This window comes from Inquilinus sp. OTU3971 (assembly GCF_038440215.1).
Genome location: NZ_JASATH010000145.1, coordinates 1 through 21,415, shown reverse-complemented (window position 1 = coordinate 21,415; position 21,415 = coordinate 1). Strand labels below are relative to the sequence as shown.

Here is a 21,415-nt window from a genome sequence, read left to right as displayed (position 1 = left end):
CCCCCCCCGGGGGGGCGGCCCCCAACGCCCCCCCCCCCCCCCCCACTTCAGGCGTCGATGACGACGGTGCCCCGCGCCTGGCCGATGCAGGCCAGGAAATAGCCGTCCGCGACCTCGGGATCGGACAGGGCGACCCGGCCCTCCATGCTCACGGTGCCGCTCAGCTTCTTCATCCGGCAGGTGCCGCAGACGCCGGAGCGGCAGGAGCTCTGGACCGGGATCGCATGGCGGTCGGCGGCGTCGAGGATGGATTCGCCCGCACCGCAGTCGATCGTCCGGTCGCTGTTCAGGAAGACCAGCCTGGCCTCGGCGGGAGCGACCGGGGCCGGCGCGGCCGCGGCGGTCGCCTTCGGAACCGGCGGAGCCTTCGGCACCGGCGAAGCCTGGGGCGCCGGCAGGGCCGGTACGGAGGCCGACGCGCCGCCGAAGCTCTCCTCATGGTAGCGGGCCATCGGGAAGCCCCGCGCCTGCAGCAGCGTCCTGACCATCGCCATGTAGCCGCCGGGGCCGCAGACGAAGACCTCGCGCTCCAGGACGTCCGGCGCCAGGAGCTGCAGCAGCGCTTCGCTGAAATGGCCGGTCGGCCCGTTCCAGGACTGCCCCGGGGACATCCGCGCCGGCACGACGGCGAGACGAAAGGCATCGCCGAGGCGCGAGCTGAGATGCTGCAGCTCCTGCCCGAAGATCACGTCGTCCGGCGTCCGGACATTGTTGATCAGCACGATGTCGGCGGCGCAGCCGGTGTCGGCGAGCCACCGCAGCATCGACATCGCCGGCGTGATGCCGCTGCCGCCGGCGAGGAACAACAGCTTGGCCGCCGGCCGGTCGACGCAGGTGAAGTGGCCGTGCGGGCCGATCAGCTCGAGCTCGAACCCCGGCGCCACGGTGTCGTGCAGCCAGTTCGAGACCCAGCCCTTGGGCACGCGCTTGACCGTGATCGACAGGGTGTAGGGCCGCGACGGCGAGGATGAGATCGTGTAGCTCCGGCGCAGGGTCCGGCCGTCGACCGGCAGCTCCAGCGTGACGAACTGGCCCGGCTTGTAGCTGAACAGGCGGGGCGGGTCGGTGGCCAAAGTGAAGGTCCTGGTGTCCCGCGTCTCGTCGATGGCGGCGATGCAGCGGACCTTGATCCGGCCGCCCTGCCACACCGGCGCCTCGCCGATCGCCATCCCGGCTCCGGTCCAGAGGTCCGTGCCTGCCGGCGGTTTCGGGGCCGGCTCGGGCTGCGGGTCGATATCGGCCTCGCGCGGCGCGGTCGTCGCGACGGCGGGCATCGGGCGCGCCAGCAGCGCCTCGAGCTCCTGCCGGGCGCTGGCCCGCCCCCGCGACTCGCCGATGGCGAATCTGACACCCGCCCGCGACGACCCCCGGCTGACGCGCTGCACCAGGTCGGCAAGAGCCGCCTTCAGCGCATTCGCCCGCTCGCTGCCGAACTCCTGCTCGAACCGGGCCAGCTGGCGGGCGATCGCATCGCGGTCCGCCGACAGCGTTCCGGCCTCGTATTCGGCCCAGGTCGCCGTGTAGTTGAACCGCAGCGTCGTCAACGCCCGGCACATGTCCTCGTTGTCGGTCCAGTGCAGATCATTCATCAGCATCTGGAAGCGCTGCACCTCCTGCGGCGTGATGTCCTTTTCACTGTCGGAGACGTAGATGAAGACCAGGAAGACGAGAACCGCCAGATCGACTCCCTGTGCTTCATCTGTAATGGTTTCGGTCAGCGTATCCATAAGGATGGCCCTCCATGTCTGGTCGGTTCTTGGTCTGGTTGGATCCGGCGATCAGCTGGCGTAGCGAAGGGACGGCGTCAGATCCGCCACCTCGGCCGCGACCGGCAGCGGCTGATGGGCCTCTTCCGGCACCGCCGCCAACAGGTCGGGCCGCCGGACGGTCATGACGATGGCGAAGTCGCTGACGATCTCGTGTGTGCCATCGCCCGGATCGATCAGATCGCCGGCCTCGAAGAGGCGCTCGGACGTGCGGATCGATCCGAACTGAAGGAAGAGCATGTCGTCCGGGCCGGCCGCCGCAGGCAGCGCGTCGCCGGCCCGGAAGCGTCCGACCCGGCAGTCGCGGACGATCTCGGCGAGAGCGGACAGGCCCAGCGACCGCAGGGCCGTGCTGCGGGCCAGCGCCACCAGCCGCATCGCCGGATCGAAAGACCGCAGGCAACGGCTTTCGGCGGCGTCCTGCCAGTCGATCCGGAGGCTAGGCCCGGCGCTCGGCCCGAAGGTCAGGAGGGCGTCGCGGCGAAGCACCGTGGATTCGCCGTCCTGGGCAACCCCGTCGACGAAGATCCCGGCGCCGTCGAGCCGCAGGATGCGGACCTCGCCATGAGCCGAGGACAGCGCCATGTGGTACGGCCACACCGCCGGGCCGGGAATGGTGATGTCGTTGCCGGGGCCGCGGCCCACGGTGATCACCGGCTGCGCGTGGGTCGAGCGGCTTTGGGTGCCGTCGGGCAGCGCGACCACGGCATGGATCAGCGGCTCGGACGCGCCGGCGTCCGCTGCGGCGGCGCCAGTCAGGATGTCCACCGTCTGCCGCAGCAGCCAGTGGCCGTCGGCCTTCCCGTCCTCCGCGAGCCGGCGCGCGGCGGCGCGCGCCAGGGCCTCGTCGACATAGCTGAACGCAGTCAGCGTCAGGGCGCGGACGACCGGCGCCTCATGCTCCAGCAGCAGGTCCAGGCTGGCGGCGCGATCGAGGCCGGCGACGATGACCTCGCGGAACGACCGCCGCGGCAGCTCCGCGGGCCGTTTGCCGTCGATCTCGGGCGCCGCGGCCGTGCCCTGCAGGACAGCAATGATCTCTTCGCCAAGCACCTCCCCCCAGCGGGCCTCCTCCTGCCCGGCGACCGGTCGGGACAGCGCGTCGATCACCCCGTCGCCCGCCAGGGCGGCCAGGTCCTGCGCGTACCATCGACCGAGATTGCCGCCACCGAAGGCGTGCAGGCAGGACAGACCGGCCTCGTGCAACACCCCGAGCCGGTCCGCGCCGGCCGCCAGCAGCAGCTCGTTCAGGGTGCGGGCGAAGCGGTCGGGCAGGCTGGAGCTCTGCAGGCAGAAATACGCCCCTTGCAGCTTCACCAGGGCGTCGAGGATCGATTCCATCTGCCGGGCCAGCATGCCGCCCGGCAAGATGAACTCCGCCATCACGTCGCGGTGCTCGGCATCGGTGATCTGCAGGCTGGTGCGGAGGGTCCTGATCGTCGCCTGCATGCCCGGATCGGTCCGGATCGTGTCGAGCGTCCGGCCGGACGCGACATGGGCGACGAGATACCGGCCGAGGATCTGGTGGTAGTTGGCGACGCAGGCCATCCGCTCCTTGGTGGTGGTGCGGACCGCACCGAGAACCGCCGCCTCGGAGATCTCCGGCTCCTCCAGCAGCCGCAGATGGTCCTCGTCGCTGATCTCCATCTGCTGCCGCACATCGTGCAGCAGCTCGGCCGACGACACCGCCCCGGTCTTGCCGGTGGTGATGGCGTCGTCCAGCAGGTTGCGGTAAGCCTCGAGCTTCTGATCGTGCGGCAGCTCCGGCAGCACCTTTGCCAGGACATAGATCTCGTCGGGCTTGAGGTCGCCGACCGACCGGCCGTCCAGGTATCGGCTGAAGTCGATCTTCAGTTTTTTCAATTGATTGAGCAAATTTGATGAGATCTTCTCACGCTCATACTTGAACGCCGAGCGATTGAGCGTCTGCCACAGCCAGATGGTGCTGAGCGAGACGATCAGGATATCGACGAAATGGATCGCGGATGACGGCAGCATCAGCAGGCTGGGCCGGCCGCCATGCAGATAGAAGATGTTGATCGACAGATAGGCGCTGACGGCCAGGCAATGGTTGACGATCTCCGCCTCGGGGATGGTCTTGCCGCCGCGGCGCCGCAGCCAGCGATAGGCCCGCTCCAGCCCGGTGCCCAGGGCCAGCGAGGCCAGGACGGCGGTCCCCATGACCAGCGGCACGGCGACCAGCTTGGGGATCGGGATCGCCTGGCCGGCGAGATACAGGCCCGGATCGAGCAGCCGGCCGAGCGCCCCCGCCTCATGGCTCCAGACCCCCGACAGGTAATAGTCCCAGCTGCCGGCATAGAGGAAGAAGTACCAGTAGAAGCCGATGATCAGCCCGTTGAACATGTAGTAGATGCGCCGCCGGGCCGGGTCGAGGATCGAGCTCCAATAGGACTGTTCCAGATCGATGTCGCCGCAATTGGCGGCGCAGCCGACGCAGGCGCTGCGATCGCCGTCGGGCGAGCTGGTGCGGCACATCGATTGCGGCACGGCCGGGCGCTGCAGGTGCGGCGCGCTCTCCAGCAGCCCGCGCGGCTCGGTGTAGATCTTCTGCACGATGTTGGCCGGGCAGAAGTAGTTGCACCAGGACTTGCCGCCCCAGAGGAAACCGACGAGGAACGCCGCCGCCAGCACCAGAAGCAAGGCTGCCGCCAGGGCGTAACGATCGCTGTTGATGAACAGAATCCGCGCATTCAACCCGGCGAACAGGATGCCGAACTGGACGTACCAGGCGTTGCGGTCGAGCCAGCCGCCGCGCGGGATCAGGGCTAGCGTGCGTTCCAGCTTGCCGGTCCGCCGCCGCACCACCGTGCGCTGCCGCTGCCAGCCCAGATAGCGCGGCAGTTGGGACGTCAGCGACAGCGGGCAGATGCGCCGCCACGCCTCGTGCCCGAACACCATCAGAAACAGCGGGATGACCGGAACGATCATGGTCCAGAACACCCGGGCCCCGACCTGATAGGGCTCGCTTTCCAGCACCCCGTCCTGAACCGCGACCGCGGTGCCGGCATGGGTCCAGCCCATCGACACCGGATCCCAGAACAGCGAGGCGATGAGCCCGGCCCATCCGGTCAGCAGCACGCCCCGTATGACCAGCATCTTGCGTTCGGCGGTCCGCGCGAGCATGTCAGGCCTTCCCTGCAATTGCGGTTGAGCAACGACCGGCCGGGACTCTCAAGTCCTGGCAGGTGGTGCGCGACGCTCGGGGCTGGTGTCAGAGACCGTTTGCAAATGCGCTGGCGTGAGTCGGCTGGCGGTGGTTTCGAGAACCGGCGCGCAGCGGACGTTTGGGTCCGTGAGCACCGGAAGCGCAGAAACCGCCGTCAGACGGCCGCACCAGTAGCATTTCCAGACGGGCTCTCAGCACTCTGTTCCCAGAGGCCCGCTGGTCCTGACAGTACTGCAACGGCGGAGGCTCTCCGCCCATCACCGCGATGATGCGGCCATAACCAGATCGCATAGTGCGGAGATCTTCTTCCGGCAGACACTAATTCCAGTCACGCATCCACGTCGTGGCCACGAATTCGTCAGGGCGGCAGAAGATGAAACGTGATCTCGACCTTCAGCATCGGCGCGCAACAGGGCAGGCTTCGGGCCCGACCATCGGGCGGCAGTTCCTGATCGCCGTCGTGCCGGCCCTGGCCCTGGCGCTGCTGGGGCCCGCACTGGTCGAGGCGCAGACGCCGGAGCCGATCGCGCCGATCCCGTTCCAGCTGGAGCTGGACCAGCGCAAGGTCGATCTGGGCGAGGCCCTGTTCCACGATGTCCGACTGTCCAAGGACAATGAGAACGCCTGCTCGTCCTGCCATGACCTCGATAATGGCGGCGACGATGGGCTGGCCAAGTCGAAGGGGCTCGCCGGCAAGGCGGGCAAGCGGAACACGCTGACGATCTTCAACTCGACGCTGAACTTCCGCCCGACATGGGACGGCCGCTTCGCGTCGTCGGAGCAGCAGGTCGAGGCCGCGATCCACGATCCGACCGTGATGGGCGAAACCTGGTCGGCGATCATCGACAAGCTGGCGCAGGACCAGGCGCTGAGCCAGGCCTTCGCCAGCCTTTATCCCGAGGGGATGCGGCCGCAGACCATCACCGACGCGATCGTCGTCTACGAACGCTCCCTGACCACGCCCAATGCGCGGTTCGACAAGTTCCTGCGCGGCGATGCGACGGCGCTCAGTGCCGACGAGCTCGAAGGCTACCGCCTGTTCAAGACCTATGGCTGCGCCTCCTGCCACCAGGGGGTGAATGTCGGCGGCAACATGTTCCAGGTGTTCGGCGTGCTCGGGACGCCCGGGGACTACTTCCGGTCGCATGGCTCGCCCGACAACCCCGATTTCGGGCTCTACAACGTCACTAAGGTCGAGGAAGACAAGTTCGTCTTCCGCGTCCCCAGCCTGCGCAACGTCGCTTTGACGGCGCCCTATTTCAACGACGGTTCCGCCGCGACCCTCACCGACGCGGTCGACGCGATGGCCAAATACCAGCTCGGGCGCCAGATCCCGGCCCGCGACAACGCGCTGATCGTGGCGTTCCTGCGGACCCTCACCGGCGAATACAAGGGGCGCCCGCTCGACGCCCGCGTTTCGCAATGAATTGCCCCACCGCAATCGAAGAGACGGTGACGGAGATCAGATCATGATCGTCAGATCCAGGATCGTCTGCATAGGCATCATCGCCGTTCTTCTCACGGTTCTGGCAACGCTGCTGGCGATGCTGCGGGCGCCGGACACCCGGCCGGCGGAGCTGCTGGCCAGCCTCGCCGAGATGAAGCAGATCGACGCGCTCTGGAGCGCCGACGTCCTCAGCCTGGAGCTGGGCCTGAACCCCAACTACGACTCCGTGGCCGCGCCCGTCGGCACGCTGGCCGAGCGCTATCGGACGATCGAAAAGCTGGCCGACGGGGATCCGGCACCGACCGGGGACCTGCCGTCCTCGCTGGCCGCGTACCGCTCGGCGATGGACGCCAAGATCCGCATCGTCGAGCGCATCAAGGCCCAGTATTCGATCATCAGCAACTCCTCGCGCCTGTTGCCGATCGCCGCGGCGGATCTGTTCGCCGAGCTCGAGGGCGGCGCGGACCGGCCTCCGTCCAACTCGCCGATCGCCGATCTGCTGACCCGCATCGTCATCGATGTGGCGAGCTACATCGTCACCCCCAATGAGCAGTTGCGGCAGGTGATCGACGACCAGATGACCGCCTTGCGCGAGGCCGCCGGCCGGACATCGCCCGAGGCGGCGGCCAAGACGGACACGCTCCTGGCCCATATGGCGGTCATCCTTCGCCAGAAGCAGCTCGGCACCAAGCTGATCGTGGACCTGACGGCCGTGCCGACCGCCCAGGCCATCGACCGCCTCCAGCGCGACGCCCAGGTCCTGGAGGCCGATCAGAACCGCTACCGGTCGCTGCTGCGCGACCTGGTGCTGGTGTGCTCTTTCCTGCTCGTCCTGGCGACAGCCTGGGCCGCCTATCTGCTGCGCCGGCATTACAAGCGGCTCAACCAGGACAACTCGGCGCTGCAGCAGGCCAATGAGGATGCGCAGTCGCAGCTGATCCAGTCGTCGAAGCTGTCCGCCATGGGCCAGATGGTGGCGGGCATCACCCACGAGATCAACACGCCGCTGGCCTATGTGAAGGCGGTGTTCTGCCTGATCCGGGACCAGATGGCCGAAATGCAGGCGGGCAGGACGTCAGCCCTTGGCGCCGTCGCGGAGCTGCGGCCGGCCACGACGGACGGGCTGCCCGACGACCAGCTCGGCGAGCTCAACATGCTGATCGACGAAGGGCTGCACGGTCTCGACGAGATCACCAACCTGATCATCACGATGAAGAACTTCTCGCGCCTCGACAAAGGCCGACTCGAATACATCGACGTCGAGGAAGCCCTGGACGGCGCGGCCCTGATCGCCCGGTCGGAGGTCAAATACATCGCGGATACGGTCAAGGACTACGGCAAGATCCCCAAGATCCATGCCTCGTCCACGCAGTTGAAGCAGGTGTTCCTGAACCTGATCAACAATGCCGCCCACGCCATGGCTGACCAGCCCAGGCGCGGCAAGCTGACCCTGCGCACGCGGGTGGAAACCGAGGACATGATCCGGATCGAGATCGAGGACAGCGGGACCGGCATCCCGGCGGACGTGCTGCCGAAGATCTTCGATCCGTTCTTCACCACCAAGGATGTCGGCAAGGGAACCGGCATGGGTCTGTCGATCTGCTACCGGATCATCCAGACCCATGGCGGCACCATCTCCGCCAGGTCCCAGCCCGGCATCGGGACCACCTTCACCATCATCCTGCCGCATCGCGCCAAGGCCGATTCCGAGCATCGGCTCGAGCAGGCCGCCGCGTGAGACGGCTTCCGCCGCCCGCCCCGCCCACCCCCTCCCGTGACGCCTCGCAGGTATGAAGGAGAACGAGATGACTGACAGGCCCAGCCTGCTCTTCGTGGATGACGAAGAGCGCATCGTGAAGCTGCTCAAGGTGATGTTCCGGTCCAGCTACGACGTCTACACCGCGACCGGCGGGCGGGAGGCCCTGGCGATCCTGGAGGCCCACCGGATCGACGTGATCGTCTCCGACCAGCGCATGCCGGAGATGGTCGGGATCGAGCTGCTGTCGCAGGTCTGCAAGCGGTGGCCCAACACGGTGCGCATCCTCCTCACCGGCTACAGCGATCTGGTTGCCATCATCGGCGCGGTCAATGAGGGCGAGGTCTTCCGCTTCCTCAACAAGCCGTGGAACCAGGACGAGCTGCGCCAGGTCATCGCCGAGGCGGCCGAGATCGCGCGCGCCGCCCCTGCCGCGGCCGAGGAGGCGGAGGCAGTCCTGACACCGCCGCTCGGCGTCGCCACCAAGCTGCTGGCGATCGACGGCCTGGCCAGCGACCGCCAGGAAATGCTCGAGATGTTCACCCGCGACTACAGCATCCTGACGGCCTCCACCATGGAGGAGGCGCTGGAGATCCTGCAGCAGGAGGAGATCGGCGTCATCGTCACCAACAGCGAGGTCGACGGCGTCGATGTCACCGACATGCTGGCGCAGGTCGCCCGGATCGACCCCTCGATCACCGTGGTGGCGACGACGTCCTCCCCCGATGCCGACACCATCGTCAAGCTGATCAACCAGGGGCAAATCTACCGCTTTGCCATCAAGCCGCTCAGCCCCAACGTCTTCCGCCTCGCGGTCAGCGCCGCCATCCGCGAGCATCGCCGGCGTCTGGTCGATCCGCGATTCGCCCGGCAGCCGGCCGTACCCAGGCCGGTGGAGGCCGCCACATCGGAGGGCGGCGGCCTGCTCGACAACATCGTCCGCAGCCTGGGCCGCTTCACCAAGGTCAGCTAGGTGCCTGGGCGTGGCCGGATCAGGCGCCCTGTCGCGACGCGGCGATGGTCCGACCAAGGCGCTCCGCCAGAGGCGAGCCCGGAGTGCCCAGTGCCGTGGCGATGCTCATATGGTTCTCGCCCGGAAGGGTGGCGAAGCTGCTCGCGACGCCTGCCGCGGCCAGGCGCTCGGCGAAGGCGCGGCCCTGGCTCAGGAAGGGCGGCGTCTCGTCGGCGCCGGCCACGACATCCACCACCGGCCCTGGCGCCGGTGTGGCCGCGAGCGGCGACCAGGCCGCCACCTCCTCCGCCGTCAACCCGATCTCCGGCTGCAGGAAGCTGCTTGTGATCGGGTCCAGGTCGTAGATGCCGCTGACCAGCAGCAGGGACTTGACCGGCAGGACCGGTCCCCCCGCCTCCCGCGCCCCGCGGCAGGCCAGGAAGCTGGTGAGATGGGCGCCGGCGGAGGCGCCGCTGGCGCTGAGCGCCGCCGGGTCGCCGCCCCAGCGCCCGGCATTCGCCGCCAGCCACGCCACCGCCCGGCGGACCTGGCCGACCAGCGTCGCCATCCGCGCCTTCGGCATCAGCGAATAGTCGATGACCGCAGCGATCGCGCCATGGGCGGTGACGGCGTCGGCGACGAAGGCGAAGTCGAGCTTGGAGAAGGCGCGCCAATAGCCGCCATGGACGAAGACATGGACCGGGAACGGCCCCTCTCCCTCCGCCGGCAGATACAGGTCCAGCGTCTCGTCCGGATGGTCGCCATAGGCCAGGTCGCGCACGCCGCGCAGCGACTGCCGGGTGCGCTCGCTGGCGCGGCGATAGGCAGCGAGATGGGTTTCGAAATCCGGCACATGGGCGCGGATCATGAAAGGATCGGTCATGGCAGGGCGGCCTCGGTGACGGGAGAGGGATCGGTTGGCAGAATAGGCACAGCGGCTTGCGGCAGATCCAGAGCTTCCAGCACCGCCTTTGCCGCCGGCAGGTCGTTGGCCGGCACGCGTAGCAGCAGCACGGCGCGGACCTGACCGTCGGCGCCGCGGATCGGCCGCGCCGCCTCGGCGAGATCGGGGCCGGCCTCGCCGGCAAGGACGGCGACGCGCTGCCCACCTTCGGCCCGGATCGCCGCCACCAGCTCGGGCAGCGTCAGCGAGGCGTCGCGCCGCGGCCGGGCATGGGCGGCCAGCAGCCAGCGCAGCCGGCGTTCCGGCAGCTCGGCGACCAGCAGGCGCCCGGCCAGGGTCCAGTTCACCGGCGTCCGGCTGCCGACCGCGATCGGCGGCACCGCGGGTGCCGCCCCGGGCGCGGCGCGGCCGAGGGCGATGGTGCAACGCTCGCCATGCAGCACCGCCAGCGCCGCGGCCCCGCCCACCGACCGCGCCAGCCGGTCCAGCATCGGCTCGGCCGCGGCGGCGAGGTCGGCGATGCCGATCGCAGCGAAGCCGGCCGCCCGTGCCCGCGGCCCGGCGCGGATCCGGCCGCGGCCGCCGCGCTGCAGCAGCCCGTGCCCGGCCAGCGGAACCAGCAGGTCGTGCAGCGATGAGCGCGGCATCGCCACCGCCTCCAGCAGGTCGGCGATGCCGGCCTCGCCGCCATGCGCCTTGAGCCAGACCAGGATGTCGAGCGTGCGCAGGATCGAGCGGGCGCCGCCATCGGCCGCCGCGCCCTTGCCGACAGCAAAGGTCGTCGGATCGTAATCCTCGCCCATGCCGTGGCCCAGGATCAGGCTGGCCGGCCGGTCCCAGCGCACATGGTCCTCGACGAAGACGTCGGCGCGGACCGAGGCGGTCTCGCAGCCGCGGCTGATCACCAGCGGCGTGTGCACCTCGATCCGCCGCGGCAGGGTGCGGCCGGCCAGGATGTCGAGCCCGGCCTCGACCGAGCGGATGCCCATGGCCGGCGGGAAGTCCATCGCCGCCAGCTTCACGCCGTGCAGGATCGCCAGCTGGTAGACCGCGTTCTGGTCGCCGCCGGTGTGCGGCGGCACGCGGCCGTCGCGGCCGGCATCGACCCAGGCCTGGATCGACCCGGCGCCGTGCAGGCCGCTGTCGCACCAGACGCCGTCGATGGCGTCGCCCCAGCGCTCGATCAGCCCGGCCATGGCGCGGCGGCCGGCCGCGACCGTCATCTCGGTGTGCACCGTGTCGAGGATGCGGATGCCAGGGGCCAGGGCGAACACCTCGCGCGCCGCGCGGGCCCGGCGCAGCAGCGGCCCGATCTCCGGGTCGCCGACCATCATCACCACCCCGCCGCGGCCGCCCAGCGTCTCGACCAGCCATTGCGCCGGCAGCCGGCCGATGGCGGTGTCCGGCCCCACCACCTGGACCAGCGAATGCGAGGCGTCGCCCAGCAGCCGGTCGACCATGATCACCGGCAGCCCGGCGGCGCGGGCCCGGGCCAAAGCCGGCAGCAGCGCCTCGGTCTCCAGCGGGCTGACGATCAGCGCGTCGACACCCATGGCCAGGAACGCGTCGATGTCGCGCGCCTGGGCCGCCGGGTCGTCATCGGCATGGGCGATGCGCAGCGCGGCAATGCGCCCGGCGTGCTCGGAAGCGGCGAACTGGACGCCGTGGATCAGCCCCTGGCGCCAGAGATTGGCGCGGGAGCCGTTGGAGAAGCCGAAGACATAGGGCGGCGGCCGGGCGAAGGGGCCGGCATCGACCAGCTCGGTGAAGCCCGGATTCCACAGGAAGGACCGGGCCGGGACGGTCATGCCCTGCAGCCGCGGCCGGGATGGCGCGGCCTGCGGCTCGGCCTCCAGCGCCACCGCGAGGTCAAACCAGGCGGCGCCGAGCCGCACCGTGCCGCGCCGCGGCGCCTCGAGCCAGCCGGCGGCCAGCATCGGCCGCAGCACGGCGTAGAGGCTGGAGCGCGGCACGGCGAGGCTCTCGGCCAGGGCGACGGCCGTGGTCCCGCCGGGCGCCTCGATCAGCCGGTCGACGACCCCGAGCAGGATCTCGACGCCCGACTGGTGGACACCCGCCACAACGTCACTCGGCGGCCGCCCGCATCGCCCGCCGCGGCGACAAGCGGTGCATGGCGCCGTCCTTCATCACCATGCGGATGGCGCCGTGGTCGTGGATCAGGGCGATGTCCTTGAGCGGGTCGCCGTCGACCAGGATCAGGTCGGCCAGGAAGCCCTCGCGAACCTGGCCCAGCCGGTCGCCCATGCCCATCAGCTCGCCGCCGATCCTGGTGGCGCATTGCAGCGCCTCGGACGGGGTGTAGCCGAACAGCTTGACGAAATGCTCGACGTCGCGGGCGTTGGTGCCCTGCGGCGTCCAGGCGAAGCCGTAGTCGCCGCCGATGACGACGCGGATGCCGCGGCGCCGCATCTCGGCATAGGTGCGCTGGCTGGCTTCCAGGCACAGATGCATGCCCAGCTTGCGCGCCTTCTCCTCGTCGATGCCCCAGGGCCCGGCCTCGTGGATGGTGTTGTAGATCAGGCCGATGGCGGGGCCGACGAAGATCCGGTCCTTCTTCGCCTCCAGCATGTCCAGCGCCTCGGTGTCGGCCTGCTCGCAATGATAGATCACGTCGACCCCGGCGCGGATGGCGCGCTTCACCGCCTCGCTGGCCCGGGCATGGCAGTTCACGCGCCGGCCGAAATCATGCGCGGCCTCGACCGCGGCGTTGACCTCGGCCTGGGACATCACCGACATGCCGCCCTTGGCCGGGTCGACGAAATCGTCGCCGGAGATGTTGATCTTGATGTTGTCGACATCCTCGCGGATGCAGATGCGGACGGCGCGGCGGACCTCCTCCGGCCCGTCGCAGACCATGCCGAAGCTGGCACGGGCCAGGTGCAGCCGGGTCTCGTCACCCAGGCCGCCGGTCACCGTGATCTCCGGGCTCGCCGCCTTGATCCGCGGGCCCTTCAGCCGGCCCTGGTTGACCTTGTCGCGGATCACCACGTCCAGCCGGGTCTTGGCGCTGGCCGCCGAGTAGCAGCTGGTGAAGCCGTGGTCGAGCAGCAGCTCGGCGTTCCACATCGTCTCCAGCACGTGCTCCTCGGTCGGGATGTCGCCAAGGTCGGTGTTGCGCGCCGCGCCGCAGAAGGACAGGTGGGCGTGGCCTTCGACCAGCCCCGGCATCAGCGTGGTGCCGCCGCCATCGACCGTCTCGCAGCCACCGGCATCCAGCCGCTCCGAAGCCGGGGCCACGGCATGGATGCGGTCGCCGCGGACCACGACCTGGCCGGGATAGGGGTCGCGGCCGCTGCCGTCCCAGATCATCGCGCCGGTGATGTGATAGTCGCCCATGGGATCCTCCGGTGGCTGAGGGCGGGCCGAGCCCGCCCCCGCGGGTTGCCTATTTGCCGATCCACCGCTGCGGGTAATCCGGCATCCCTTCGCAGCCGCACATGGCGTAGTGCAGCGGCGGCATCTTGTCGTTGACGTACTTGTCCAGGTTTTCGGCCGTGATCGTCGGCTGCGGCAGCGACCAGGCCGGGCCTGGCACCGGCTCGCCCTTCAGGATGCGCAGCGCGGCGATCACCGGGGTGCGCCACTGGTAGGTCGGGTAGGTCGGCGCCAGCGCCTTCATCCCCGACTGCTTCCACTTCTGCAGGAAGTCCTGCTGGTCCTCGCCGGTGACGATCGGCACGTCCATGCCCTGGTCCTCGAACGCCTCGATGGCGGCGACGCTGGTGGCGCCGGCGTCCATCCACACGGCGTCGAGCTTGCCGACGCGGGTCAGGGTGTCCTCGACGATCGACTTGGTCTTGGCCCGGTCGCCGTCGGTGAACTCGGCACCGACCACCTCGATGCCCTTCTCCTCGAAGATCCGCTTGGCCGCGGCCCAGCGGTTCTCCAGCACGTCGACGCCGGGCAGGATGCGCAGCGCCAGCACCTTGCCGCCCTTCGGCACGTTGGCAGCGATGTATTCGGCCGCGGCGATGCCGAAGGCGTAGCCGCCGATCGGCTTGATCACGGTCACCGGGCAGTCGGTCAGCACGCCGCGGTCGAAGACGATCACCGGCACCTGCTTGCACGCCTCCTCCACCGCCGGGGTCAGCGCCGCGGTGGTGTTGGGCGAGACGATCAGCGCGTCGCAAGCACCGCTGGCCAGCATCGCCTTGATGTCGGAGATCTGCTTGTCGTCCTTGCCCTCGGCATCGGCGACGGTGAAGGCGGCGATGTCCGCCTTGTGCAGGTCGACCTCGGCCTGCATCGTGGTCCAGCCGACCACGCGCCAGTGGTTGCCGACCCCGGCGTTGGAGAAGCACAGCTTGTACGGCCCGGCCTTCTTGTACTTGGCGGTGTCGACCATCTGGCTGCCGTAGTGCTGCTCCCACGGCTTGTCGGCCGGGCCTTCCGCCTTGGCCGACATCAGCGCCCGCTGGGCCGCGAACTCCTTCGGATCATCGAAGCTCTGCGCCTGAGCCGCGCCGGCCGCAAGGGCCAGTAAAGCTGCGGTGCCGATCATCATCCCGATACGCATTGGCGTTCCTCCCTCAATCGTTCTGGTTTTTGGAATGGTCGACGGAGCTAGGCACCTCCCCTGCCGCGGCGCCAGACGCTCCAGCCGACGGCACCGATCAGGATCAGCCCCTGGACCGCGTCGCGCAGCGGCTTGGGCAGGCCGATCAGGTTGAGCAGGGTGAACAGGGCGGCGAGGCTGAGCGCCCCGGCCACGGCGCCGGGCACGGTGCCGCGGCCGCCGAGCAGCTGGGCACCGCCGATCACGATGGCGGCGATCGCCTGCAGCTCGTAGCCGTCGCCGACATTGGTCGAGACCCCGGCGAAGCCGCCGAGCAGGATGCCGGCGGTGACGGCGGAAAGGGCGGAGACGACGAAGGCGATGGTGCGCACCAGCCGCACCCGCGTCCCCGCCAGCTCCGCCGCCCGCGGATTGTCGCCGACGGCGAGCAGCAGGCGCCCAAGCACGGTGCCGTGCATCAGCCACCACAACAGCGCCACCGCCACCACCGCGACCACGACCGCCAGCGGCAGCAGGTCGATCCCCGGCAGGCCACGCCAGGTCAGCCGGCCGAAATCGCGGAAATTGTCGGGCAGGTAGCCCTGCGGCGACCCGCCGGACCAGGCGAGCGCGATGCCCTTCAGCGCCAGCAGCATGCCCAGCGTGGTGATGATCGACGGCACCTTGAGCCAGGACACCACCAGCCCGTTGAACAGGCCGACGGCGAGGCCGATGCCGTAGACCAGGGCGATCACCCACCAGGTCTGCGCCGGGTCGCCCTGGATCAGCAGCGACGACGCCATCACCACCAGGGTGATCAGCGACCCGACCGAGAGGTCGAAGCCGCCGGTGACGATGACGAAGAGCTGCCCGGCGGCCAGGATCACCAAGGGGGCCGCCCGGCGCAGGAAGTTCATGTAGCCTTGCGGCTCCAGGAAGGCCGGGCTGGCGATGGCGATCGCGACCAGGAGCGCGATCAGCACCCAATAGGCCGGGCGGATCGCGGCCAGGCGGCGCAGCGGCGAGGGCGTCACGCGCGGCGGGGTCATCGGGCGCGGCTCGGTGGTCTCGATCATGCCACGTGCCCCCGCGTGCGGTAGGCGTAGACCGCGACCGCGGCGACGACGATGCCGCCGCGCAGCACCTGCTTCACGAAGGCGTCGATGCCGACCATGGTGAAGATGGCGTCGAGCGTGCCGAACAGGATCACCCCGGCCAGCGTGCCCCATACGCCGCCGCGTCCGCCGGCCAGCACGGTGCCGCCGATCACCACCACGGCGATGGATTCGAGGTCGTAGAGGCCGTCGCGCCCGACCCAGGGGGCGCCGGAGCGCAGGCGGCTGGCGAGGTAGAGCCCGGTCAGCCCGGCGGCGAGGCTGCAGACCACATGGGCGGCCAGCGTCACCCGGTGGGTGTGGATGCCGGCCAGGCGCGCCCCGTCCGGGTTGCCGCCGGTCGCGTAGAGATGGGCGCCGAAGCGGGTCGAGCGCAGCACGAAGGCGGCGCAGCCGGTCAGCACGAACAGGCCGATCACCGGATAGGGCACCGGCCCGACCTGGCCGTAGGCGAGGACCTGGAAGCTCTGCGGCACCGCCCCGGCGAAGTTCTGGAACGAGGCGCTGAGCAGCCCCTGCAGCACCAGCCCGACGCCGAGTGTGGCGATCAGCGGGTTGATCTCGAGCCGCGTCACCAGCAGGCCATTGACCGCCCCGACCAGGGCCGAGATGGCGAGCACCGCCGCCACTGCCGGCAGCATCATCGCCGGGTCGCCCTGCATCATCCAGGACGCCATCACCGCGGCGACGCTGACCAGGTTGGCCACCGACAGGTCGATCGACCGCGCCAGGATGACGAAGGTCTGCCCCAGCGCCACCAGGCCGAGCGCCACCACCCGCTCCAGCACCGCGATCACGCCGTCGGCCGACAGCTGCGCCGCCTGGCCGGTGGCCAGCGCGGTGGCGGCGAAGCCGATCGCCGAGGCCGCGATCAGGATCAGCGGCACCGGCAGCTCGGCGCGGCGGCGCGGCCGCCCGGCGGTGGCGATCGCGCTCATGCCGCCCCCATCGCCGCGACCGCGTCGAAACGGTGGCCGGTGGCCAGCGCCATGATCTCCTCCTCGGTCGCGCCGCCCGGCCGCTCGCCGACGATCCGGCCGGCGCGCATCACCAGGATGCGGTCGGCCAGGCCCAGCGCCTCCGGCAGGTCGGAGGTGGCGACCAGGATGCCCCGGCCGCGGCCGGTGAAGTCGCGCATCAGCCGGTAGATCGCGGCCTTGGCGGCGACGTCGACGCCGCGGGTTGGCTCGGCGAAGACCAGCAGCTGCGGGTCGCAGGCCAGCCAGCGCGCCAGGATCGCCTTCTGCTGGTTGCCGCCGGACAGGAGCCGGATCTCCTGCTCCCAGCTCGCCGCGCGGACATCGACGGCGGACAGGATGCCGTCGATCGCCGCCGCCCCCACCGCCTTGCCGTTCGGCCGTGAGAACAGCCCGGCGAGGCCGCGGCGGGCCAGCAGGCCGTTGTCGCGCACCGACTGCATCAGCGTCAGCCCGTCGCGCTTGCGGTCCTCCGGCACCAGGCCGAGCCCCTGCGACAGGGCCGCCCGCACCGAGCCCGGCCTCGCCTCCTTCGCCCCGATCCACATCCGGCCGCTCAGGAACGGCTCGGCCCCGACCACGGCCCGCGCCAGCGCCGTCTTGCCGGAGCCTTCGAGGCCGGCGACGGCGACGATCTCGCCGCGCCGCACCACCAGGTCGATCTCGGCCAAGAGCGCATTGCCGCCGCCCTCGACCCGCAGCACCGGCTCGCCCGGCGGGTCCGCCGGCCGCGGCGGGTAATAGTCGCTGAGCGGCCGGCCGACCATCAGCCGCACCACCTCGTCCGCGCCCGTCTCCGCCCGCTTCCGGGTGGCGACGTGCCGCCCGTCCTTCAGCACGGTGACGGTGTCGGCGATGGCGAACACCTCCGGCATCCGGTGCGAGATGTAGACCACGGCCACGCCGGCCGCCTTGAGGCCGCGCACCAGCTGCAGCAGCCGCGCCGCCTCGACGTCGTCCAGCGCCGCGGTCGGCTCGTCCATCACCAGGATGCGGGCATCGATGGCCAGCGCCTTGGCGATCTCCACCGTCTGCTGCTCGGCGATGGTCAGGTCGCGCGCCGGGGTGTCCGGATCGATGTCGGAGGACAGGCGCGCCAGCAGCGACCGGGCGCCGGCCCGCATCGCCGCGCGGTCCAGCCGGAAGCGGCGCACCGGCTCGATGCCGAGATGGATGTTCTCCGCCACCGTGCGGTCGGGCAGCAGGCTGAGCTCCTGATGGATGATGCTGATGCCGGTGGCGCGGGCGGCGGCGGGGTGGGCGAAGCGCGCCGCCGCGCCGTCGACCAGGATCTCGCCGGCATCCGGGGCGTAGACGCCGCCCAGCACCTTCATCAGGGTCGACTTGCCGGCGCCGTTCTCGCCGCACAACGCATGGATCTCGCCGGCCCGGCAGGCGAAGGACACGCCGTCCAGCGCGACCACGCCGGGGAACGTCTTGCGGATACCCCGCATCTCGAAGCGTGGCGCGGCGCCGCTCATGCCGCCGCCTCCCACTCGCGCCGGATCAGGGCGATGGACTCCGCGAACAGCGTGTCGAGATCGGGGAACAGGTCGCGCCAGACCCGGGTGGCGGCGGCGAGGTCCGGCAGCGCCCGGCCGAAGGCCTCGACCGTCAGCCAGCCGTCATAGCCGATACCGCGTAAAGCCCGCAGGGTCGCCGCGAACGGGACATGGCCGCGCCCCGGGATGCCGCGGTCGTTCTCCGACAGATGGACATGGGTGATGCCGGCGGCATGGGCGGCGATGACGCCGACCGGGTCGCGCTCCTCGATATTGGCGTGGAAGGTGTCGTACATGAAGCCGAAATTCGGGTGCCCGACCCGGGCGCGCAGCCGCTCCGCCTGCTCCATCGTGTTCAGGGCGTAGCATTCGAAGCGGTTCACCGCCTCGATCGACAGATGGATCCCCGCTTCCTGCGCCCGGCCGGCGGCCCAATGCAGCGCCTCGGCCAGGTTGGCCAGCTCGTCCTCGGTCGGCCCGGATCCCGAGAACACGCCGAGCGGCGAATGGTACGGGCCACCCATCACCGTGGCGCCGAGCGCATGGCCGCAATCGATCGCCCAGGCCAGCCGGTCGCGGGCGCGGCGGCGGATCGCCGGATCCGCGCTCATCGGGCTGTGGTCGGGGCCGGGGATGATGGTGGTGTAGGTCCGCGCCAGGCCGAGCTCGTCCAGCACGCGGCCGAGCGCGGCGCAATCGGCCTCGGTCCCGCCCATGACCGGCAGCTCGACGCCGTCATAGCCGTGCCGCTTCAGGGATTCGAGCACCGGGCGGTCGGCGGGCGTGATCGCCCCTCCGACCACCAGCAGGTTGAAGCCGATTTGCAAGCGTTCCTCCCAGTTCCGGGCCCGTGGCGATCGCCCGTGCCCTGGATCTGTTTTTTGGAAGGATGAGGTTCGCTCGCCGCTGGCGTCAACGCAGCGGCGCGACCCGATGTCCGATATTCTGGACAATCGGCGCCCGGGCGATCAGACTTGGATCGCCGTTCGGCCGGTAACGTACCTCAACGTCTCCTTTCGATGGCAAATCATCACCCTTCGGATTCACCATTGAAGCCGAAAATCTGAATCGGTAACGTACCTCAAAATGCCGTCAGGGAGGCCGCCATGTCCGTGCCGTCGGGTTTCGCGCCCGATCCCGAGATCCGTTGCCGTGACCATCGCATCGGCGCGATCGGGGCCGGGTTCATCATGGCGGATGTGCATCTGGCGGCGTATCGCGAGGCCGGCTTCCCGGTGGTCGCCATCGCCAGCCGCACCCCGGACAAGGCACGCGCGGTGGCGGAACGCTGGGGCATCCCCCGCGTGCACGACACGCCGGCGGCGCTGATCGAGGACCGCGAGGTCGAGATCCTGGACATCGCCTTCCCGCCCGACCAGCAGCCGGCCCTGATCCGGCACGCGCTGCGCCAGCCGCATATCCGGGCGATCCTGGCGCAGAAGCCGCTGGCGATGGACCATGCCGAGGCCAAGCGCCTGGCCGCCGAGGCCGCGGCCGCCGGCAAGATCCTGTCGGTCAACCAGAACATGCGCTTCGACCAGTCGATGCGGGTGCTGAAGCAGCTGCTCGACCGCGGCGCCCTCGGCACGCCGGTGCTGGCGACGATCGAGATGCGGGCGATCCCGCACTGGCAGCCCTTCCTCGAGGCCTATGGCCGGCTGACGCTGCTCAACATGAGCATCCACCATCTCGACGTGCTGCGCTTCCTGTTCGGCGACCCGGTCGAGATCTATACGGCGGCGCGGACCGACCCGCGCACCGGCTTCCCGCATCGCGACGGCATCTGCTGCTCCACCCTGTCCTTTCCCAGCGGGCTGATGGCGGTGAGCCTGGAGGATGTCTGGTCCGGCCCGCGCGCCGAGGGCTTCGACAGCGACATCTATATCAAGTGGCGGGTCGAGGGCACCGATGGCCTGGCCCAGGGCACCATCGGCTGGCCGGACTATCCCAAGGGCAGCCCCAGCACCCTGGCCTATTGCGCGCCGGAGACCGACGGGAAGTGGGTGCAGCCGCGCTGGGACACGATGTGGTTCCCGCACGCCTTCAAGGGCGTGATGGAGCAGCTGCAATATGCGGTGAAGACCGGCGAGCCGCCGCTGCTGAGCGGCGCCGACAACGTCCGCACCATGGCGCTGGTCGAAGCCGCCTACCGCTCGCTCGCGGAAAAACGCGCCGTCCGCCTGGCGGAATTCGGCGTCTGACAACGACAACAAACACGGAGGAGGAACGCGTCATGATCCAGGTCGGCATCTTCACCGGATACTTCCCCTATTCGCTGCCGGAGACGGCGAAGAAGATCCGCTCGCTGGGCTTCAACACCGTCCAGCTCGACCTCGCCTTCAAGGACATGGACCTGTCGACGAGCGCGATCACGCGCGAGAAATGCCGGACCATCCGGGAGACCTTCCGCGACCACGACCTGCCGGTCTGCGCCATCAGCGGCTACACCAACATCGTCCACCCCGACCGGGCGGCGCGGCAGGCCAAGCTGGAGCATCTGCGGACGCTGATCCGCCACGCCCGCGACCTGGGCAGCCCCTATGTCATCAGCGAGACCGGCACCTTCGCCACCGACAGCGACTGGGTGCACCACCCGAAGAACAAGACCGAGGAAGGCTACGAGGAGTGCCGCGCCGTGGTCGAGGACCTGGCCCGCACCGCCTATGACCACGGCGCCGTCTTCCTGCTCGAGACCTATGTCAACAACGTCATCGGCTCGGTCGACGAGACGCTGCGCCTGTTCGCCGACGTGCCCAGCCCGGGCCTGGGCCTGCTGATGGACCCGACCAACTACTTCGAATCCCACAACATCGACCGCATGGACCGGGAGCTGAACCGGATCTTCGACGCGCTCGACGACCGCATCCGGATCTCCCATGCCAAGGACGTGAAGCGGTCCGGCACCGACAAGTCGGAGAAGCATGCCGATATCGACGCGTCGGAGGCGCACAGCTTCCGCGGCGTCGGCGAGATCGAGCTGCCGGCGCCGGGGCTGGGGTCGCTGAACTACGACCTGTATCTGCAGCGCCTGTCCCGCCGCCACCCGAACATCCCGCTGATCATCGAGCATCTGGAGGAGGCCGACGTCCCCCGCGCCAAGGCCTTCATCGACGGCAAGCTGCGGGCGCTGGGGGTCTAGGCATGGCCGGAGCCCTCCCATTCATTTTGAGTCCCCCCTCCCATTGCGGGCTATCGGATTCACACATCTTTGAAGTGAGCTTTTATAAGTCCCCCCTCCCCGGGGGGGGGGGGGGGGGGGGGGGGGGGGGGGGGGGGGGGGGGGGGGGGGGGGG

15 protein-coding genes are annotated in these 21,415 nt (G+C 69.9%); 5 read left to right on the top strand and 10 right to left on the bottom strand.

Annotated features, from left to right (window positions below):
- Nucleotides 1–47: 47 nt before the first annotated feature.
- Nucleotides 48–1,727, bottom strand: a complete 1,680-nt coding sequence (locus tag AAHM41_RS28735; RefSeq protein WP_342240044.1) for a hybrid-cluster NAD(P)-dependent oxidoreductase — start codon at nucleotides 1,725–1,727, stop codon at nucleotides 48–50.
- Between the two features lie 51 nt (nucleotides 1,728–1,778).
- Nucleotides 1,779–4,910 carry an FHA domain-containing protein gene (locus AAHM41_RS28730; protein ID WP_342240043.1) on the bottom strand — a complete coding sequence of 1,044 codons (3,132 nt, stop codon included), beginning with the start codon at nucleotides 4,908–4,910 and terminating at the stop codon, nucleotides 1,779–1,781.
- A 416-nt stretch (nucleotides 4,911–5,326) separates the two neighbouring features.
- Here AAHM41_RS28730 and AAHM41_RS28725 point away from each other — a divergent pair, with 416 nt between their 5' ends.
- The 3 genes from AAHM41_RS28725 to AAHM41_RS28715 all read left to right on the top strand — a co-directional run bounded on the left by AAHM41_RS28725 (nucleotide 5,327) and on the right by AAHM41_RS28715 (nucleotide 9,129).
- A complete protein-coding gene (locus AAHM41_RS28725) occupies nucleotides 5,327–6,379 on the top strand; it encodes a cytochrome-c peroxidase (protein ID WP_342240042.1) in 1,053 nt (350 codons plus the stop codon).
- 43 nt (nucleotides 6,380–6,422) lie between these two features.
- Nucleotides 6,423–8,138 carry a DAHL domain-containing protein gene (locus AAHM41_RS28720; RefSeq protein ID WP_342240041.1) on the top strand — a complete coding sequence of 572 codons (1,716 nt, stop codon included), beginning with the start codon at nucleotides 6,423–6,425 and terminating at the stop codon, nucleotides 8,136–8,138.
- A 67-nt stretch (nucleotides 8,139–8,205) separates the two neighbouring features.
- Nucleotides 8,206–9,129 (top strand): response regulator, encoded by a 924-nt coding sequence (locus tag AAHM41_RS28715; protein WP_342240040.1) that lies wholly within the window; start codon nucleotides 8,206–8,208, stop codon nucleotides 9,127–9,129.
- Nucleotides 9,130–9,148: 19 nt separating this feature from the next.
- Here AAHM41_RS28715 and AAHM41_RS28710 read toward each other — a convergent pair whose 3' ends face one another.
- The 8 genes from AAHM41_RS28710 to AAHM41_RS28675 are packed head-to-tail and all read right to left on the bottom strand — an operon-like array spanning nucleotide 9,149 to nucleotide 18,949.
- Nucleotides 9,149–9,991 carry an alpha/beta hydrolase gene (locus AAHM41_RS28710; RefSeq protein WP_342240039.1) on the bottom strand — a complete coding sequence of 281 codons (843 nt, stop codon included), beginning with the start codon at nucleotides 9,989–9,991 and terminating at the stop codon, nucleotides 9,149–9,151.
- A complete protein-coding gene (locus AAHM41_RS28705; RefSeq protein ID WP_342240038.1) occupies nucleotides 9,988–12,093 on the bottom strand; it encodes a substrate-binding domain-containing protein in 2,106 nt (701 codons plus the stop codon). The genes AAHM41_RS28710 and AAHM41_RS28705 overlap by 4 nt, the downstream gene beginning before the upstream one ends.
- 4 nt (nucleotides 12,094–12,097) lie before the next feature.
- The gene (locus AAHM41_RS28700) at nucleotides 12,098–13,369 is read right to left on the bottom strand and encodes a metal-dependent hydrolase family protein (protein WP_342240037.1); all 1,272 of its coding nucleotides are present in this window, start codon (nucleotides 13,367–13,369) and stop codon (nucleotides 12,098–12,100) included.
- 49 nt (nucleotides 13,370–13,418) lie between these two features.
- The gene (locus AAHM41_RS28695; protein ID WP_342240036.1) at nucleotides 13,419–14,549 is read right to left on the bottom strand and encodes an ABC transporter substrate-binding protein; all 1,131 of its coding nucleotides are present in this window, start codon (nucleotides 14,547–14,549) and stop codon (nucleotides 13,419–13,421) included.
- Nucleotides 14,550–14,596: 47 nt separating this feature from the next.
- Nucleotides 14,597–15,604 (bottom strand): ABC transporter permease, encoded by a 1,008-nt coding sequence (locus tag AAHM41_RS28690; protein ID WP_342240035.1) that lies wholly within the window; start codon nucleotides 15,602–15,604, stop codon nucleotides 14,597–14,599.
- Entirely contained in the window at nucleotides 15,601–16,581 is a 981-nt protein-coding gene (locus AAHM41_RS28685) for an ABC transporter permease (RefSeq protein ID WP_342240034.1), read from the bottom strand. The genes AAHM41_RS28690 and AAHM41_RS28685 overlap by 4 nt, the downstream gene beginning before the upstream one ends.
- Nucleotides 16,578–18,101 (bottom strand): sugar ABC transporter ATP-binding protein, encoded by a 1,524-nt coding sequence (locus AAHM41_RS28680; RefSeq protein WP_342240033.1) that lies wholly within the window; start codon nucleotides 18,099–18,101, stop codon nucleotides 16,578–16,580. Before AAHM41_RS28680 ends, AAHM41_RS28685 begins: the two co-directional genes overlap by 4 nt.
- Entirely contained in the window at nucleotides 18,098–18,949 is an 852-nt protein-coding gene (locus AAHM41_RS28675; RefSeq protein WP_342240032.1) for a sugar phosphate isomerase/epimerase family protein, read from the bottom strand. The genes AAHM41_RS28680 and AAHM41_RS28675 overlap by 4 nt, the downstream gene beginning before the upstream one ends.
- 279 nt (nucleotides 18,950–19,228) lie before the next feature.
- Here AAHM41_RS28675 and AAHM41_RS28670 point away from each other — a divergent pair, with 279 nt between their 5' ends.
- Nucleotides 19,229–20,323 carry a Gfo/Idh/MocA family protein gene (locus AAHM41_RS28670; protein ID WP_342240031.1) on the top strand — a complete coding sequence of 365 codons (1,095 nt, stop codon included), beginning with the start codon at nucleotides 19,229–19,231 and terminating at the stop codon, nucleotides 20,321–20,323.
- Between the two features lie 32 nt (nucleotides 20,324–20,355).
- Nucleotides 20,356–21,261 (top strand): sugar phosphate isomerase/epimerase family protein, encoded by a 906-nt coding sequence (locus AAHM41_RS28665; RefSeq protein ID WP_342240030.1) that lies wholly within the window; start codon nucleotides 20,356–20,358, stop codon nucleotides 21,259–21,261.
- Nucleotides 21,262–21,415: the final 154 nt, after the last annotated feature.